Source organism: Streptomyces uncialis, from assembly GCF_036250755.1.
Lineage (GTDB): Bacteria > Actinomycetota > Actinomycetes > Streptomycetales > Streptomycetaceae > Streptomyces > Streptomyces uncialis.
This window is the reverse complement of record NZ_CP109583.1, coordinates 4,297,613-4,312,438: the sequence shown is the minus strand read 5'-3', so window position 1 is coordinate 4,312,438 and position 14,826 is coordinate 4,297,613. Positions and strand designations below refer to the sequence as shown.

At 68.8% G+C, this 14,826-nt stretch carries 19 protein-coding genes and 2 CRISPR repeat arrays; of the genes, 12 read left to right on the top strand and 7 right to left on the bottom strand.

Going from position 1 to position 14,826, the window contains the following annotated elements:
• The first annotated feature begins 9 nt into the window (after positions 1-9).
• On the top strand, positions 10-489 hold the full coding sequence (locus OG711_RS17710) for a GNAT family N-acetyltransferase (protein ID WP_329559723.1): 480 nt from the start codon (positions 10-12) through the stop codon (positions 487-489).
• Between the two features lie 301 nt (positions 490-790).
• Here OG711_RS17710 and OG711_RS39150 read toward each other — a convergent pair whose 3' ends face one another.
• Positions 791-1,162, bottom strand: a complete 372-nt coding sequence (locus OG711_RS39150; protein ID WP_405674904.1) for an ATP-binding protein — start codon at positions 1,160-1,162, stop codon at positions 791-793.
• Between the two features lie 194 nt (positions 1,163-1,356).
• Here OG711_RS39150 and OG711_RS17705 point away from each other — a divergent pair, with 194 nt between their 5' ends.
• The 4 genes from OG711_RS17705 (at position 1,357) to OG711_RS17690 (ending at position 4,909) form a co-directional block, all read left to right on the top strand.
• A complete protein-coding gene (locus OG711_RS17705) occupies positions 1,357-2,463 on the top strand; it encodes a helix-turn-helix domain-containing protein (protein ID WP_073783403.1) in 1,107 nt (368 codons plus the stop codon).
• Between the two features lie 19 nt (positions 2,464-2,482).
• Positions 2,483-3,061, top strand: coding sequence for an HD domain-containing protein (locus OG711_RS17700; protein ID WP_329559722.1), 579 nt, complete (start codon positions 2,483-2,485; stop codon positions 3,059-3,061).
• Positions 3,062-3,382: 321 nt separating this feature from the next.
• Positions 3,383-3,763, top strand: a complete 381-nt coding sequence (locus OG711_RS17695; protein WP_329559721.1) for a hypothetical protein — start codon at positions 3,383-3,385, stop codon at positions 3,761-3,763.
• Between the two features lie 102 nt (positions 3,764-3,865).
• A CRISPR array of direct repeats spans positions 3,866-4,347; the repeat unit is 28 nt; unit sequence GGACCACCCCCGCGCGTGCGGGGACCAC.
• A 301-nt stretch (positions 4,348-4,648) separates the two neighbouring features.
• Positions 4,649-4,909: a hypothetical protein gene (locus OG711_RS17690; protein ID WP_329559720.1), complete on the top strand. Its 261-nt coding sequence runs from the start codon at positions 4,649-4,651 to the stop codon at positions 4,907-4,909.
• Between the two features lie 166 nt (positions 4,910-5,075).
• Here OG711_RS17690 and OG711_RS17685 read toward each other — a convergent pair whose 3' ends face one another.
• Complete coding sequence (locus OG711_RS17685; RefSeq protein WP_329559719.1) at positions 5,076-5,273, bottom strand: DUF397 domain-containing protein; 198 nt, start codon at positions 5,271-5,273, stop codon at positions 5,076-5,078.
• A complete protein-coding gene (locus tag OG711_RS17680; RefSeq protein WP_329559718.1) occupies positions 5,270-6,109 on the bottom strand; it encodes a helix-turn-helix domain-containing protein in 840 nt (279 codons plus the stop codon). The genes OG711_RS17685 and OG711_RS17680 overlap by 4 nt, the downstream gene beginning before the upstream one ends.
• A 103-nt stretch (positions 6,110-6,212) precedes the next feature.
• Between OG711_RS17680 and OG711_RS17675 the strand changes: the two genes are divergently transcribed.
• The 4 genes from OG711_RS17675 (at position 6,213) to OG711_RS17660 (ending at position 8,435) form a co-directional block, all read left to right on the top strand.
• On the top strand, positions 6,213-6,476 hold the full coding sequence (locus OG711_RS17675; RefSeq protein WP_329559717.1) for a hypothetical protein: 264 nt from the start codon (positions 6,213-6,215) through the stop codon (positions 6,474-6,476).
• A 26-nt stretch (positions 6,477-6,502) separates the two neighbouring features.
• Complete coding sequence (locus OG711_RS17670) at positions 6,503-6,727, top strand: hypothetical protein (RefSeq protein WP_329559716.1); 225 nt, start codon at positions 6,503-6,505, stop codon at positions 6,725-6,727.
• Complete coding sequence (locus OG711_RS17665) at positions 6,724-7,206, top strand: hypothetical protein (RefSeq protein ID WP_329559715.1); 483 nt, start codon at positions 6,724-6,726, stop codon at positions 7,204-7,206. Before OG711_RS17670 ends, OG711_RS17665 begins: the two co-directional genes overlap by 4 nt.
• Before the next feature lie 410 nt (positions 7,207-7,616).
• Positions 7,617-8,435, top strand: coding sequence for a phosphotransferase (locus OG711_RS17660; protein ID WP_329559714.1), 819 nt, complete (start codon positions 7,617-7,619; stop codon positions 8,433-8,435).
• A gap of 47 nt (positions 8,436-8,482) precedes the next feature.
• Here the strand turns inward: OG711_RS17660 and OG711_RS17655 are convergent, their stop codons facing one another.
• Positions 8,483-8,731, bottom strand: a complete 249-nt coding sequence (locus OG711_RS17655; protein ID WP_329559713.1) for a winged helix-turn-helix domain-containing protein — start codon at positions 8,729-8,731, stop codon at positions 8,483-8,485.
• Positions 8,732-8,903: 172 nt separating this feature from the next.
• Here OG711_RS17655 and OG711_RS17650 point away from each other — a divergent pair, with 172 nt between their 5' ends.
• Both OG711_RS17650 and OG711_RS17645 read left to right on the top strand, forming a co-directional pair.
• Positions 8,904-9,254, top strand: a complete 351-nt coding sequence (locus tag OG711_RS17650) for a hypothetical protein (protein ID WP_329559712.1) — start codon at positions 8,904-8,906, stop codon at positions 9,252-9,254.
• Positions 9,251-9,448: a hypothetical protein gene (locus OG711_RS17645; protein ID WP_073783421.1), complete on the top strand. Its 198-nt coding sequence runs from the start codon at positions 9,251-9,253 to the stop codon at positions 9,446-9,448. The genes OG711_RS17650 and OG711_RS17645 overlap by 4 nt, the downstream gene beginning before the upstream one ends.
• Positions 9,449-9,572: 124 nt before the next feature.
• Positions 9,573-9,905: direct repeats of the CRISPR family, unit length 28 nt; unit sequence GGACCACCCCCGCGCGTGCGGGGACCAT.
• 708 nt (positions 9,906-10,613) lie between these two features.
• Here the strand turns inward: OG711_RS17645 and OG711_RS17640 are convergent.
• Both OG711_RS17640 and OG711_RS17635 read right to left on the bottom strand, forming a co-directional pair.
• On the bottom strand, positions 10,614-12,167 hold the full coding sequence (locus tag OG711_RS17640; protein WP_405673666.1) for an MFS transporter: 1,554 nt from the start codon (positions 12,165-12,167) through the stop codon (positions 10,614-10,616).
• Positions 12,168-12,223: 56 nt separating this feature from the next.
• Positions 12,224-13,453, bottom strand: a complete 1,230-nt coding sequence (locus OG711_RS17635; protein ID WP_329559711.1) for an alcohol dehydrogenase catalytic domain-containing protein — start codon at positions 13,451-13,453, stop codon at positions 12,224-12,226.
• 116 nt (positions 13,454-13,569) lie between these two features.
• Here OG711_RS17635 and OG711_RS17630 point away from each other — a divergent pair, with 116 nt between their 5' ends.
• A complete protein-coding gene (locus tag OG711_RS17630; protein ID WP_329559710.1) occupies positions 13,570-14,235 on the top strand; it encodes a pentapeptide repeat-containing protein in 666 nt (221 codons plus the stop codon).
• A 49-nt stretch (positions 14,236-14,284) separates the two neighbouring features.
• Here the strand turns inward: OG711_RS17630 and OG711_RS17625 are convergent, their stop codons facing one another.
• Positions 14,285-14,785 (bottom strand): hypothetical protein, encoded by a 501-nt coding sequence (locus OG711_RS17625; RefSeq protein ID WP_329559709.1) that lies wholly within the window; start codon positions 14,783-14,785, stop codon positions 14,285-14,287.
• Positions 14,786-14,826 lie beyond the last annotated feature (41 nt).

The following is a 14,826-nucleotide window of genomic DNA, read 5'->3' as shown; positions in this document are numbered from 1 at the left end:
CCTTCCGCCATGATCCGTACTGCCGTCCCCGACGACGTCCCCGTCATCCACGCCATGGTCCGTGAGCTGGCCGAATACGAGAAGGCCCTGCACGAGGTGCGGGCGACCGAGGAGCAGCTTCGCACGGCGCTGTTCGGCGACCACCCGGCGGCGTTCGCGCATGTAGCGGAGGACGCGGAGACGGGTGAGGTCATCGGCTTCGCCCTGTGGTTCCTCAACTTCTCCACATGGCGCGGGGTGCACGGCATCTATCTGGAGGACCTGTACGTACGGCCCGAGCGGCGCGGCGGCGGACACGGAAAGGCCCTGCTGACGGAGCTGGCCCGGATCTGTGTGGACCGGGGCTACGAACGCCTCGAATGGTCCGTCCTCGACTGGAACAAGCCGTCGATCGACTTCTACCGCTCCCTGGGCGCGGCCCCCCAGGACGAATGGACCGTCCACCGCCTCACGGACAAGGCCCTGACCACCCTGGCGGCCCGTCCCTGACTCCCTCGGCGTCGCCATCTGCCTCACGTGAAGTCCGCGCTGTCCCGGCCGGACGTATCGCGGGGCGGATGCCGGACGCGTAGGCGATCGAGGCGGCGGTACAGCTCCCGCTGCGCGACGTGGCGGGCCCAGAGCTCTTCGACCTGCCAGGCGAGTGCCGCGATGCGTTCGCGGTACGGGGGAGGGTGGCGGCCGCAGAGGAGGGCGCACTGGTTGCGCTCGTGGTTCGACCGTGGCCGCCCGTGGAGTCGGCACTGTCGCCCCGCTACGGAGGGGAACCGGCGGGGCCCGGTGTGCCACCTCATGTCGGCTGCTTCTCAGTGGGCTTGAGCTCTGCCCAGACGACCTTGCCCCTGCGGCTCCGGTCACAGCCCCAGCGGAAACTCAATGCCTCGATCATGAGGAGGCCACGTCCGGACTCCGAGCAGGTCCCGGGCTGCTGTGGCTCGGGGGCGGTACGTGATCGGTCGCCCACTTCGATGCGTACCCCGCCGGACTCTCCACGTCGGACCTCAAGGTGAAGCGTCGAACAGTCGGTGTGAGCGACGACATTCGCGACGAGCTCACTGACGATCTGCTGCGCGTCGCAGCTCAGATCCCTCAGGCCCCAGGTCTCCATGGCAGCCGCGACAAGGCGTCGAGCCTCGCCAGGAGCGGATGGCTCGCACGTCATGGTTCTGCTGTAGCTGGAAGCGCCAATTGCCATGGTGCGGAAAGCTGCTGTGCGCATAGGGGTTCCTTTGTCCAGTCAACATGACCTCATCGAGGGAGTGTTGACCTCGGTGGGATGGAACCTATGGCGGGGCCGCGTAAGTTAAAACTGACTACGGGTACGTATTCGGTGACTGGCTGCACCCGAGGAGCGTCATGAGCGACAGCGCACTGGGCAGGTGTCGAACGTCGAGCGGGGCTGTCACGGGATTCGTCCTTCGTATCGCCCGGGAGTCGATCCCGGCGACCCAGGTCGGCTTCGCCCAGTTGCTGGGCGTCGATCTGGCCACGGTGCAGGGCTGGGAGTCAGGTCGACGCCCCATGGCCAACATGAAGGTGAGCGCGCTTCTGGGCCTTCGCAGACACCTGCCTGCGCTCGGTGCCGACAAGGCCGTGGTGGCGTTGATCGATGCCGCGATGGACGCGGACAGGATCATCGGCATCGCCCTCGCGCAGGACCGTGAGAACCGCATGCACCCGCTTGCCGAGTGGGTGCACAACCGCGACACGGCGCACATGATCGGTTGGGCGGTCAACGGGACCACGCCGCCTTCCCTCGCGGACCGGCCCGCACCCCAGCGGCGAGGCGCAGTGGCCAAAGCGCCGCTCCTGCCGCAACAAGAACGTTCCGCGTTCTTCGAGCACCTCCGCTCCGCAGCGGAATCAGCCGACAGGACCTCCGAACAAGGCGTCCTGTTGCACAGGCAGGCCCTGTACCTGTCCTCGTACGACCGAACCCAGGGTGCGACCCTGCGGACCGCCCAAGCGCTCCACATCCGTCGTGATGCTCCAGGGGGCCGAGGCTGGAACTCGCATTGGACGGAGGCGCGCTCGACTGCGGTAGGACTGGCTCGTCTTGGAGATCCTGAGCCACTGCTGCGCTTCATCGATCGGTCGATGGCCGATGACGATGTGGCTGAGACGGCGAATCTGAACTACTGGGCGTACTGGCTCGGTGTCTGGGACCACCCTCAGCCCAACGACGGGTTCATGACCGATCGGAGGTCAACCAGCTTCGAACCAGTGGCGCTGCTTCGGCGGCTGGTGGACAACCTGCATCCCGCGCCTGGTTACGTCGAGCTCTATGTCCACAGCCTCTGGGCGCTGCTCATGGCGTACCGGTGGCTTCCACTCGCCGCCCCCGACCTGGCAGCACGACTCCGAGGACAGGCCGGACTTCTCCTCGACGGCAACCAGCTCTCGCCCCGGGCGAGACGAGAGATCAGCAGCGTGCAATACGTTCTACGCGACAACTGCGAGTGAGAGGACCGGAGGACACCACATGGCGGATGACACGTCCAACGCGCGAGGCACCGCGGGCTTTCTTCTGGAAATGGGGATGCTGAAGAGGGCCAAGCGTTCTGGATGGTGGATCGCGGGAGTGAAGGACCCCGAGACGATCGCCGAGCACAGTTTCCGTGTTGCCCTGATCGCTTCTGTGCTGGCCATGATGGAGGGTGCCGACCCGGCCAAGGCGGCCCTTCTCGGTCTGTGGCACGACACGCAGGAGACCCGTGTCGGGGACATCCCGCACATCGGCCGGAGGTACCTCGAAGCCGCGTCGAATGAACAGGTCACTGCGGACCAGGTGTCGGCGGCGCATCCGGCGGTCCAAGAAGGTGCCCAGCGGATCGTGGACGAGTACGAGAACGGCCATTCGCTGGAGGTGATCGTGGCCCGCGAGGCCGACAAGCTGGAGTGCCTGCTTCAGGCCGTCGAGTACCGTGAACAGGGCTGCGCCAACGTCCAGCCATGGATCGACAGCAGCCTTGCGAAGTTGAAGACGGCCTCGGCGCAGGCTCTCGCTGAGGCGGCCCTGAACATGACCTCGGTCGAGTGGCAGAAGACCTACTTGAGGTAGCCCGGAGAGCGCGCGAAGGGCGCCCCACCCGGCCCTTTGAACGGCGGACGGGGCGCCCTGTGGAAATCTGACGGGCGAGACCGGCCCAACAAAAGTATGGGACGAAACTGCTGGTCGCTACTCGGTCTGGTCGAGCTTGTCGCAGTCGCGGCGTTCCCACAGAAACGCATTGGCCTCCAGCCGGACCGGCCGTACCCCACACCCGAACGCGACGTGCCCGGGGCCCCATCTCCAAGCAGGGAACTACCCGGCTGTCACCGTCCAACCCGTTCGGGTGGGTGTCCTTGTCCGCTTGTTCCGCGCTGTGCCACGGTGACGCGCATGGACCCCGCACAGTTCGACGGCCATGTCCGCAGAGGACCGGTGGACACCCTTTCCATCCGAGACGCGTCCCGGCAACTGGACGCGGTCACCCGCTATGTGGCTCAGGCCCGGGAAGACCTCGCCCGGCGTGAGGAGAACGGCGATTTCCCGGTCCTCGATGCTGAGAAGTCGCTGGCCTTCGCCCGCGCGGCCGAGTCCTTGTCGCTGACGGACGACGCCGGCGAAACCGTCGCAGTGGTCATCTCCCCGGCCGTCCTGGAAGTCCTGGAAGACGCCCTAGGGCTCCTCCAGGGCGAGGTGAACCGCTTGCGCGGCATCACCAACACGGTGACCACCGAGGAACTGAGGGACGAACTGAACGGGCGAATGGCCCCGTAGGCCGGGTCCTTTGGAAACAGGATTCCGAGGACGCGCTGACTTGATACGGCAAGAACGTGCGGGGACCACGGCAGGTCGTCGGGGCGGGCAGACCTGGTCGACGGACCACCCTCGCGCGGGCGGGGACCACCACGGGCCGCAACGGCAACGGCGCACTCAGCCACAGACCACCCCCGCGCGTGCGGGAACCACTTGGCCGATGACCCGGAGCTTGGGGTGTTCAAGGGACCACCCCCGCATCCGCGAGTAGAGGACCACCCCCGCGCGTGCGGGGACCACGCTTTCGGGCGAGCGTCCGCGAATCCCAAACACGGACCACCCCCGCGCGTGCGGGGACCACCTGCTCCGTGAGCGTCCGGTACTCGCCCCTCAGGGACCACCCCCGCGCGTGCGGGGACCACGCAGGTTGGAGAGGTTCGGATGTTCGTCGCTCAGGACCACCCCCGCGCGTGCGGGGACCACCGCCGCCGCCGGACGCGATCCAGCCGGGGAGCTGGACCACCCCCGCGCGTGCGGGGACCACCCCCCTTGCCTTTCCCACCCGAATCCGCTAGGAGGACCACCCCCGCGCGTGCGGGGACCACACTTCCTGACCTGCGGGTTTCTCACGGGGTCGGGCCGTTTTTCTTTAGTCGCATCGCACCCCGTGGCCGTCTTCGGAGCCCCTCCGTGCGGATCATGTGCACACGTGACCTGCTCCGTCCCCGAAGGGTACAACCGTCCTCGGAGGTTCTTCGGGCGCCACCCGGTCGCGCATCGACGGGGCTTGGCGTCGGCTAGGGCTCGTTCGTAGACTTCCCGCGCCACCGGGTTGGACCGGTAACTGCGAGGACGGGGACGGATGTTCGCGACGGAGGTGTCCACGGCCCCCGAGTGCAGTCCGGTGTGCTCGTCGAGTACCTGCCCCCATGTGCCGCAAGCCAGTTCCAGATGCCCCAGCTCCAGTTGCCTTTCCGCCAGCATGGTGCGGAACTGCATTTCGGTGAGTCGGGAGTCGGTCGGTGCTCTCAACTGGAAATGAATTTCGCGGGAATCGACGCTACCCGCGACGTCGCCCAGCGAGTAGCGACCGGACTCAAATCGAGTTCTATTGCGGCATCGCTGTATTCGGCGGAAGGGCTGCCGCTCGCCTCAGGAACGTTCTGAACGGCTGACACAGGTTCACAGGGCCCCCGTGCTCGCTGCCCAACACGGGCGGCGGGTGCGGGGGCCTTTCTGTGTCCTGTGGACGGACATGAGAGGGCCCCGTGCGGTCGGTCACCGGACGGGGCCCTCGGGGTGCGCGGTTCTACAGCTCAGGGGCCGCGCGGTTCTACAGCTCAGCGGAACGGGCCAGGGTGACCAGTCCGGCGAACGCCGACGGAGAGACGAACAGGGTAGGGCCGTCGGTGCACTTGCTGTCCCGGACCGGGACGATCCCATGTGTGGTGAGGTTAGCGGCGACCTCTACGCAGTTGCCGCCGTTTGAGCTGTAGGAGGACGTGAACCAACGGGGGATTTCGGTCGTCACGGGGTTCCCTTTCGTGCCTGGTGAACCATGTCCACGGACTTTGTCTGGGACAGAGACTCTGCCTGCAACTGATGGTAGGCCGACAGTGCTGCCAGGACGAACGAGGATTCGCGTTCAAGATGCCCCTGAATCTGGGACTCTGAGTAGGCGATCACCGATCTGTCCGTTTGGGTCAGCAGATTGATCGGCAGGTTGAACGGGCGCAGCTCCCCTATGTCGTACGGCGCAATCTGAAACGTGGTGTTTGGCGACCCGGCGAACTTCAAGATGTGTTGAAGCTGTTCGCGCATGACCTGTGCGCCGCCGACTGAACGTCGGATACAGCTCTCATCCATCACCACAAGCATGGTTGCCGGACGGGGCTTCTTGAGGGTCGCCTGCCTGTCGGCCAGGACCGAGACGCGTTCTGCTGCCTGGTCGGGCGTGATAGTGCCCCGCCGAACGTCACCGTCCGCGAGTGCGCGTGCGTAGGCAGGTGTCTGAAGCAAACCTGGAATGATTCCGATCTCAAACAACCTGATCTCCACAGCGCGGGCTTCGTGTCCCAGGTACTCCGGGAAGCCCTCTAGCAACGATCCGGTGTGCATCTCGCGCCACTGCCGCTCAAACGTGGCTGCCGAACCGGCCGTACCAAACGCCTGGTCCGCAGCTTTCGCGAACTGGACAGAAGGCGATTTGCGGGTAGTTTCAACACCCGAAATATGCCCGCTGGATACGCCCATCCGCACCGAAAGTGCATCTTGGGTCCAGCCTCGCGCCTCACGTGAGCTGCGGAGACGTACCCCGAACGCCGCCTGTGGCGATGCGTCCGGATTCAGCTCCTTGCGGTTCACCATCCATCCCCCAACTGTTCTGTCTATACAGCCACGTTGATTAGGTTTGGACCGTAGTCCACTCTGATCTCCCCCGGTAGTGCTTCCACTACGGAGAGGAGTGGTCATGCCCGGCAAGAACGTAGCGGAACAGCCCAAACTCGCGGTTGGTGCCCTCGCGTACGACACTCGCACCGGTGCCGTGGGGGTGGTCATGGATACGGGTGCGGTGGTCGATGGTCGCTACTCTCTCCGTCCGCCAGGCGGCGGTGTCGAGTGGACCGCAGTGCGTTCGGACGTCCGGCCGGCCACGGTGGCGGACCAACTCCGGCCCGCCCTTGCCGAGGCCAACACGCGCAGCAGGAAGGGCGGGTCCGCGTGGGGAGCCTGAAACCCGTGTCCTCCCAGGGAGGGCGGTTGCACATCGAATGCGTCTCCGGCATCCCACGGTGTCGAGCGGAACCACCCGTCGCTGCGGCGGGGCTCACCGAGGGCGACGCGGAAGCGTGGGCCGGACAGCACTTCCGCGCAACCGGTCACCCCCTGTACGACCGTGTCCGCTGCGACACCGTCCTGTGGGAGCCGTCCGCCAACACCGACACCGACGCCGACCCGCGCACCCCGCCCGGGGCGACCGGGTGAGTCCGCCGCTGGAGTACCACGCCGAGGTCACTGCGGAAGGGTTCGTGTACGGAGGCCAGCGAAGGGCGCGGGTCGTACTCGGCGAGTTCCGCGCCCACTTCATCCGCCCCGCAGTCGCCTGGCTGAACGCCAAAGCACTGATGATCGCCAACCGGCTGGACCCCCACCCCCGGTCGAGCTGGTGCCCGCCTCAGGCGCTGCGGGTCATCCCGGACAGTGTGGGCGCACAACTCGGGGACGTACCAGCACAGTTACGTGCGTGGGCGGCCTGCCGGGACGAACGGCGACAGGTCATCGAGCGGTTGCGGGAAGGTGATCCGTTCGCGCTGATCGTCAGTGATCACAGCGGCGTGTGCGCGTTCACTCTCTGGCCCGTCACCGTTGCCGCGACCCCGCCACCCCCGTCCCCTGGCCGTGCCCGGCACCGCAAGCGGCGCGCAGGCATCCCCTTGCTGGAGATGCAGCCTGTCCCGCGCTGAAGATGTCCGCCCCCTGAATACCCGGCCACTTTCGTATCGCGGGTTCATCATGCGGGGCGGCAAACCGGTCCGCCCGACTCCCGCCGAGGGTCGGACAGTCGGGCGGACCACCACCTACCCCCGCTCCGTGCGGCAGCGTCCGCCGACGCTGTGAGGGAACCAATCAGGCTTCCCCAAGCGGTCATGCCGGTTGGGGCGGACCTCCGGGCCCATTGGGGCTGGGTGAAGTGCACCATCGAACAGGAAGGTTCGGTAATGAAGCCGTGGATTCTGGGCGAGTGTGACCACGAGTACAAGCCGTGGAGCGGAGAACAGCGCTGCATCAAGTGCGGCCATACTCAGCGGTAGTTGAGGTAGGGAAGGGGTGCTGGGCAACCGGCGCCCCTTCCGGCACTGAGATGAGAGAGCCAATGACTGAACGAGTCGAGTGGGGCGCGCTTCCCGTCAAGTTCCGGAGCGCTGTTGAGGCGCGTACCGGGCCCGTGATCGCGTCGGCGAGCGTGACGAGCGGGTTCAACTGCACCCTCGCGATGGATGTACGCACCCGGAACAGCGGACGCCTGTTCCTCAAAGGCGTACGGCTCTCCGACGATGCCGGGATGGCGGGTCTGCTGTGCGAAGAGCGGATCAACAGCGTGGTGGGAGATATCGGCGCAACCGTGCGCTACCGCGTTGAGGCGGCCGGATGGCTTGCTCTGGCGTTCATCCACATCGACGGGCGGCACGTCGACTACAGCCCCGGAACAACCGATCTGGACGCCGTCACTCATGTAATGCGCCGTTCGCACGGCCTGCGGACACCGCCGTTTCCCGTTCCACAGCTCTCGGACCGGTTCGCGGGTCACCTGAAGCCGGGAGAGGTGGACGCGCTGCACGGCACGCACCTGCTCCACACCGACACCAACCCGCACAACATCCTGATCTCGAACCACGACGGACACGCCTGCCTCGTGGACTGGGCCATGCCCGCGCTCGGACCCGCCTGGGTCGACGCCGCATACACCGCCACGTGGCTCATGGCCTTCGGGCAGACACCCGACGACGCGAATGCATGGCTCTCAGGCATCCCCAGTTGGCAACAAGCCGACCGCATAGCGGTCGAGACGTTCGTGCGTGTGACGTGCCGCCAAGCGGTCGCACAGGTAGGAGAGCGAGGGGCGGCCACGAGCAACGCACAGTTGCGGCATCTGCTCGACACACCCCGCCCGCGCGCCATCCGGCGGACGTAGCCACGGAACCGCCCCGCCCGCCTGCTGTCCCTTGGCAGACGGAGGGGCTATTCGTCCGCCTGGCGGTCATCCGCAGAGGGCCGGACGAACGTTCCCATGTTCGGCACAGTGGTAATCAATCCGGAGTCGCGTAGCGCTTTCGTCGCCTTGCGAACCGTGTCCCGGTTCACGCCGAACTCGGACGCCAACCGGACCTCCGAGAGCTGGAAACGCTCCGGATACTCGCCGCGCTCAATACGGCGGGTGATCTCATCTGCGATCTGCTGCCACTTCGGGCGCATGGGGTCGAACTCCACACCGTGACGCTACCGAGGTACTGCGCGTGGCGCACTTCCGCCCCACGCGGCCCCTCGGGGTGGACAGGGGCATACGGGAGACTTACCTTCAGAAACGAAAGCGCCCCGACAGACCGCGCGAACGGTCCATCGGGGCTCCGCCGAGACAGCTTGCTAAGGAGCTGAACGACGTATGCGCGACTCTATCGCCCGCGCCCTTGCACGGGTGCTGTCCACACTTCCGGGGACCCGCCGCACCCGTCCCGGACGGCACACCGCCGAGCACTTCGACAACCAGCCCGCCCCCGCGCCGCTGATCATCTGCGCACCCCGGACCCCCGTCCCGCTGCACGTCCTCGCCCGGACCGCACCCACGCCGTGGGGGCCCCGCATCCCTCCCTACCTCCGGGGGTGGATCAATGAGCAGGAAGAGCGGGAGCGGCAGCGCGAACGGCGAGAGGCAGCCGCAGCGGCCACACGCGGTGTGGACATCCCGTTCACGTTCGACAGCTCCCACGTCGCCCGGGTGGGAGCGTCCGCATGACGCACGACAACCCCTTCCCCCAAGTGCCCCCGATCTCCGGTGAACACTGCTGCAAGTGCGGACGCTGGACCGAAGCACCCGTGGTGATCGGGTACGGGGCCATGAGCGGAAGCGTCAGCATCACCCACTACGTGTGCGCTGACCACGTCCACACCCGGGGCCCCTGCACCACCGACCACGCGGCGCACAGCTAGACCCCGCAGACAGCGGACAGCCCCGTCCGGCCAAGTGCCGGACTGGGCGCCGTCATTGGCCTCCCATACTCGCTGACCATGGCATACACCCAACACGGTCAGCCAAGGGCGTTCGGACTTGCGTGGACCACCCCCGCGCGTGCGGGGACCATCGCGTTCCGGGATGCCGTCGACATGGGCACCACGGACCACCCCCGCGCGTGCGGGGAGCACACCTTGGTCCCGCCCGGGAGCACCGCGTCGACCGGACCACCCCCGCGCGTGCGGGGACCATGCGGGCGGCCAGTCGGTGTACATCGACGGGGCGGGACCACCCCCGCGCGTGCGGGGACCATTCCCTGGCGGCCGTGAGGACCCCGTCCCTGTGCGGACCACCCCCGCGCGTGCGGGGACCATCCAAGACCCGGAAGTCGCGGCGGACGCTGGCCCGGACCACCCCCGCGCGTGCGGGGACCATACTTCCTGACCTGCGGGTCTTTCGCGGGATCGGGCCGATTTCCTTTAGTCGCATCGCACCCCCGTGGCCATCTCTGGCGCTCCTCCGAACGGATCACGTGTACCCGCGCACCTGCTCCGTCCAGGAAGCGTACAACTCTCATCCAACGTCGCAACGGGGCGTAAGAGTGGGCTGATTGCTGCCCAAGGTCCCCCGGCAGTGCAAGGCAATGGGCTGGCCTCGGGATACCCCCGTCACGTAGATGCGCAGTTCCCCGCGTCCCTCGGAGGCGTCCCCATCGGGTGGGCGTGGAACCCCCCTCCGCGCGCACCCGCAGGACTCACGTAAGGGGGTGGGCGGGAATCTCTGCCCGCAGACTCCGATGCTCTTCAGTCGGGCAAGAGGGACGTCGTACCGAGCGCGTTGGAGCGAGGACGGAGAATCCCGACCGGCACCGACCCGAAGAACAGACCGGACGCGCCCCAAAGGGGCGCGGGGAACTGCGCACCCCACGAACGACCTGTGCGGGAACAAGCGCGTCCCGCCGGACAGACCTCAAAAGCGCAAGCGAAGGCGACCCGCGGGGAACTGCGCGAAACCCACGAGCGACGGCACCGGAACAATTGCGCCCCGCCGGACAGACCTCAAAAGCGCAAGCGAAGGCGACCCGCACAGGACCGAAGTGCGTCCCGCCGGACGGACCTCGGAAGCGCAAGCGAAGGCGGGAGGCTACGTCGCAGGCCCCAACCGCTCACCCTGCGGTGTCCGGTGACGGGGTGCCCCCACCGTCACCATCGTCGCCGCCACGACCACCGCGACCAGCATGATCGCGACCGCCCACCAGATCGCCACGGTGTACCCGTGCACCACCCCGACGTTGGTGACCCGCCCCACCACCGCGGGATCACCCGCGTCCGCGGGGTTCAGGTGCGCCGCGACATACGCCGTCGCGGAACTCGTCGCGATCGTGTTGAGGAGCGCCGTCCCGATCGACCCCCCGACCTGCTGCGACGTGTTGACCGTCGCGGACGTGACCCCGGAGTCCCCCGGCGCCACCCCCTGCGTGGCGGTCGCCATGACCGGCATGAACGTCATGCCCATCCCGAGCCCCAGCAGCAGCTCCGCGGGCAGGATGTGCGTGGCGTACTCCGCGTGCACGGTCAGCTGCGTGAGGATCGTCAGCCCGCCCGCCGCGAGCAGCAGCCCCGGCACCATCAGGGCCCGCGGTGCCACATGGTTCATCAGCCGGGCCGACACCTGGGTCGAGCCGACGATGATGCCCACGGTCATCGGCAGGAACGCGAGTCCTGCCTTCAGCGGCGAGTAGCCGAGGATCGTCTGGAGGTAGTACGTCAGGAAGAGGAACGTTCCGAAGAGGCCGATGGTGACCAGCGCCATCGTCAGGAAGCAACCCGCGCGGTTGCGGTCGCGGATGATGTGCAGCGGCAGCAGGGGATGCGCCGAGCGGGTCTGCCACCACACGAACACGGCGAGCATGGCGACCCCGCCCAGCAGCAGCGTCAGCACCAGCGGATCGTCCCACCCCCGCGGCTCCGCCTCGCTGAAGCCGTACACGATCGCGACCAGTCCGCCGCAGCCGAGCACCACACCGGGGATGTCGAGCCGGGCCTCATGGTGTCCCGCCCGGTCGTGCAGCAGCGACAGCCCGCCGAGGACGGCGATCCCGGCGATCGGCACATTCACGTACAGGCACCAGCGCCAGTCGAGGAACTCGGTGAGCACCCCGCCCAGGATCAGGCCGATCGCGGCGCCGCCACCCGCGATGGCGCCGTAGATGCCGAAGGCGCGCGCCCGTTCCTTGGGGTCGGTGAACGATGTCGTCAGCAGGGACAGCGCGGACGGCGCGAGCAGCGCGGCGAACATGCCCTGCAACGCGCGGGCGCCGAACAGCATCCCGGAGTTGACCGCGGCCCCGCCGATGCCGGAGGCGATCGCGAAGCCCACCAGCCCGATGAGGAAGGTGCGTTTGCGGCCCACGAAGTCCGCGATCCGCCCGCCCAGCAGCAGGAGTCCGCCGAAGGCGAGGGTGTACGCGGTGATGACCCATTGCCGGTTGGCGTCCGAGATGTGCAGGTCGCGCTGGGCGGACGGGAGGGCGATGTTCACGATCGTCGCGTCCAGCACCACCATCAGCTGGGCCAGCGCGATGACGACGAGACCCCACCAGCGGTGGACGTCCTGGGCACTCTCCGCCTGGGGCGGGACACCGGGTGGGCCACCCGGCACCCCGCCCGCCGCGTCACCTGTCCGGGGGTCGTTCACCCTGACAGAACACCATGGAACACACCAGGTCGCATCCGGTGCGCGGCCCTTCGGAGTCAGGGCTCCAGGACCACCTTGCCGACGGTGGTCCGGGCCTCCATGGCGCGGTGCGCGCCGGCCGCGTCCGCGAGGGGGAAGCGCTGTACGGCCGGGACGAGCCGCCCCTCGGCGGCCAGCCGCAGCGACCGCGACTCCAGGGTGCGCATCGGGTCCGGTCCGCCCACCCGGCTCAGGATGCGCGGACCGAGCACCACCTCGGAGCGGATGCCCCGCTCCGTCAGATACGACGCGGGGAAGGTGAGCGCCTCACCGCCGTGGACGTCGTCGCCCTCGTCGAACCAGCCGAAGACGACATGGTGTCCGCCGGGGGCGAGCAGATCGACCGCCGCCCGCGCGGTGCCCCCGCCCACCCCGTCGAAGACGATCGTGGCGCGGCGGCCCGCGATGCCCGGCCCGCTGCCCAACCTGGCGTCCGGCCCGGTGCCAGGTCCGCCGCCCGGCCCGCCCTCCGGCCCGCCGCCCCGCCTGGCATCCGGCCCGGCGCCCGACCCACTGCCCGGCCCCGCCCCCGGCCCCGGCCCCGTGTCCGCCCCCGGTCCCGTACCCGACCCCGACCCCGACTCCGGTCCCGCCCCCGTACCCGCCGCCTCCGCCCGCCCGTCGAGGAACGCCCGTACCTCGACGGGCCAGTCGGGGCGGGTGCGGTCGACGGCGAGGTCCGCGGCACCGGCCGCCACCAACGCCGTCCGCGCCGGGCCGCCCGCGATGCCGACGACGGTCGCGCCCGCGTGCTTCGCGTACTGGACGAGCAGGGTGCCCATGCCGCCGGCGGCCCCGGGGACGATCACCACGTCGCCGGGGCCCGGCTCGGCGAACCCGAGGACCGCGAGCGTGGTGCGGCCGGTGCCGATCATCGCGACGGCCTGGGCGAAGCCGAGCGGACCGGGGATCTTGTGCAGCCGCCCGGCCGGGACCGCGGCCTGCTCCGCGTAACCGCCCGGGACGAGGCCCAGATGGGCGACGACGCGCTTGCCGAGCCAGTGCGCGGGGACTCCCGCACCCAGCGCGGTGACCGTTCCCGCGACCTCCCGGCCGGGAACGGTCGGCAGTCGCGGTGGTTCGGGCAGGGGACCACGGAGCCCCTGACGCAGGGCCGTGTCGAGGAGATGCGCACCGGCCGCCGCGACCCGTACGAGAACCTCCCCGGGCGCCGGTACGGGATCGGGGACCTCGTCGACGACCAGGTTCTCGGCGGGACCGAAGGTGTGCAGACGGACGGCGCGCATGGGAGCTCCAGTGGGTGTGCTCGGGCAAGGACGATCCGCCCACCACCCTGTGACCTCACGCAACCTTGAGGTCAAGTCCGGACCGGACTGTCAGTGGCGGGGTGCACGATGGGGCCATGACGCGAAACGCGGCGGTGAAGAAGGCGCGGCGGCCCGAGATCCGCCCTCCCGTACTGGCCCCCTTCATGGATCCCGCCCTGGAGCCCGACGGCGACTACGACGGGATGGAGTTCACCGGTCTCGACCTCGCCGGGCAGGACGGCGGCGGCGCCCACTTCCTGGACTGCCGGCTGGACGGGGTCGCCCTGGACGAGACCCGGCTGACCAGAGCCCGCTTCGTCGACTCGGTCCTCACGGGCGTGCGCGGCGTCGGCACGGACCTGGCGGAGGCCGTCCTGCGGGACACCGAGGTGCTGGACGCGCGGATGGGCGGTGTCCAGCTGCACGGCGCCCGGCTGGAGCGGGTGGTGATCCGCGGCGGCAAGATCGACTACCTCAATCTGCGGCAGGCGGGGCTCAAGGACGTGGTGTTCGAGTCGGTGGTCCTCGCCGAGCCGGACTTCGGCGGGGCGGCCCTGGAGCGCGTCGAGTTCCACGACTGCGTCCTCAAGGGAGTGGACTTCAGCGGCGCCCGGATGACGGACGTCGACCTCCGGGGTGCCACCCGGCTGGAGATCGCCCGGGGGACGGAGGGGCTGCGGGGCGCGGTCATCAGCCCGCCGCAGCTCATGGATCTGGCGGGCCACTTCGCCGCCCACCTGGGGGTCCTGGTGGAGAACTGACGGGACGGGACGGAACGGACGGTCCCGGGGAGCGGGAGTCCGGCGGAGGTCAGGGCAGCCGGGGGAAGCGGGACTGGAGCGTCCAGATCGCCGGGTTCTCCGCCAGGTCGTCGTGCAGGTCGCTCAGGTCCGCGATCACATCGTGCAGGAAGTCACGGGCCTCCCGGCGCAGCTCCGTGTGGGAGAACGTCAGCGGGGGCTCGTCGCCCGGCATCCACTCCGCCTCGATGTCGACCCAGCCGAAGCGCCGCTCGAAGAGCATCCGGTCCGTCGACTCCGTGAAGTCCAGCTCCGCGTACTGCGGAGCGGACGCCCGGCCGCCCAGCGGATCGCGGTCCAGCCGCTCCACGGTGTCGCACAGCGCCCACGCGAAGTCCAGTACGGGCACCCATCCCCAGGCGGTGGACAGCTCGCGGTCCGCCTTCGTGTCCGCCAGATACACGTCCCCGCAGAAGAGGTCGTAGCGCAGCGCGCGGACGTCCGCGCGCCGGTAGTCGGTCTGCGGCGGGTCCGGGAAGCGGTTGGAGAGGGCGTATCCGATGTCGAGCACAGAGGAGATGGTGTCACGCCCGCGCCGCCCCCTTCACTGCC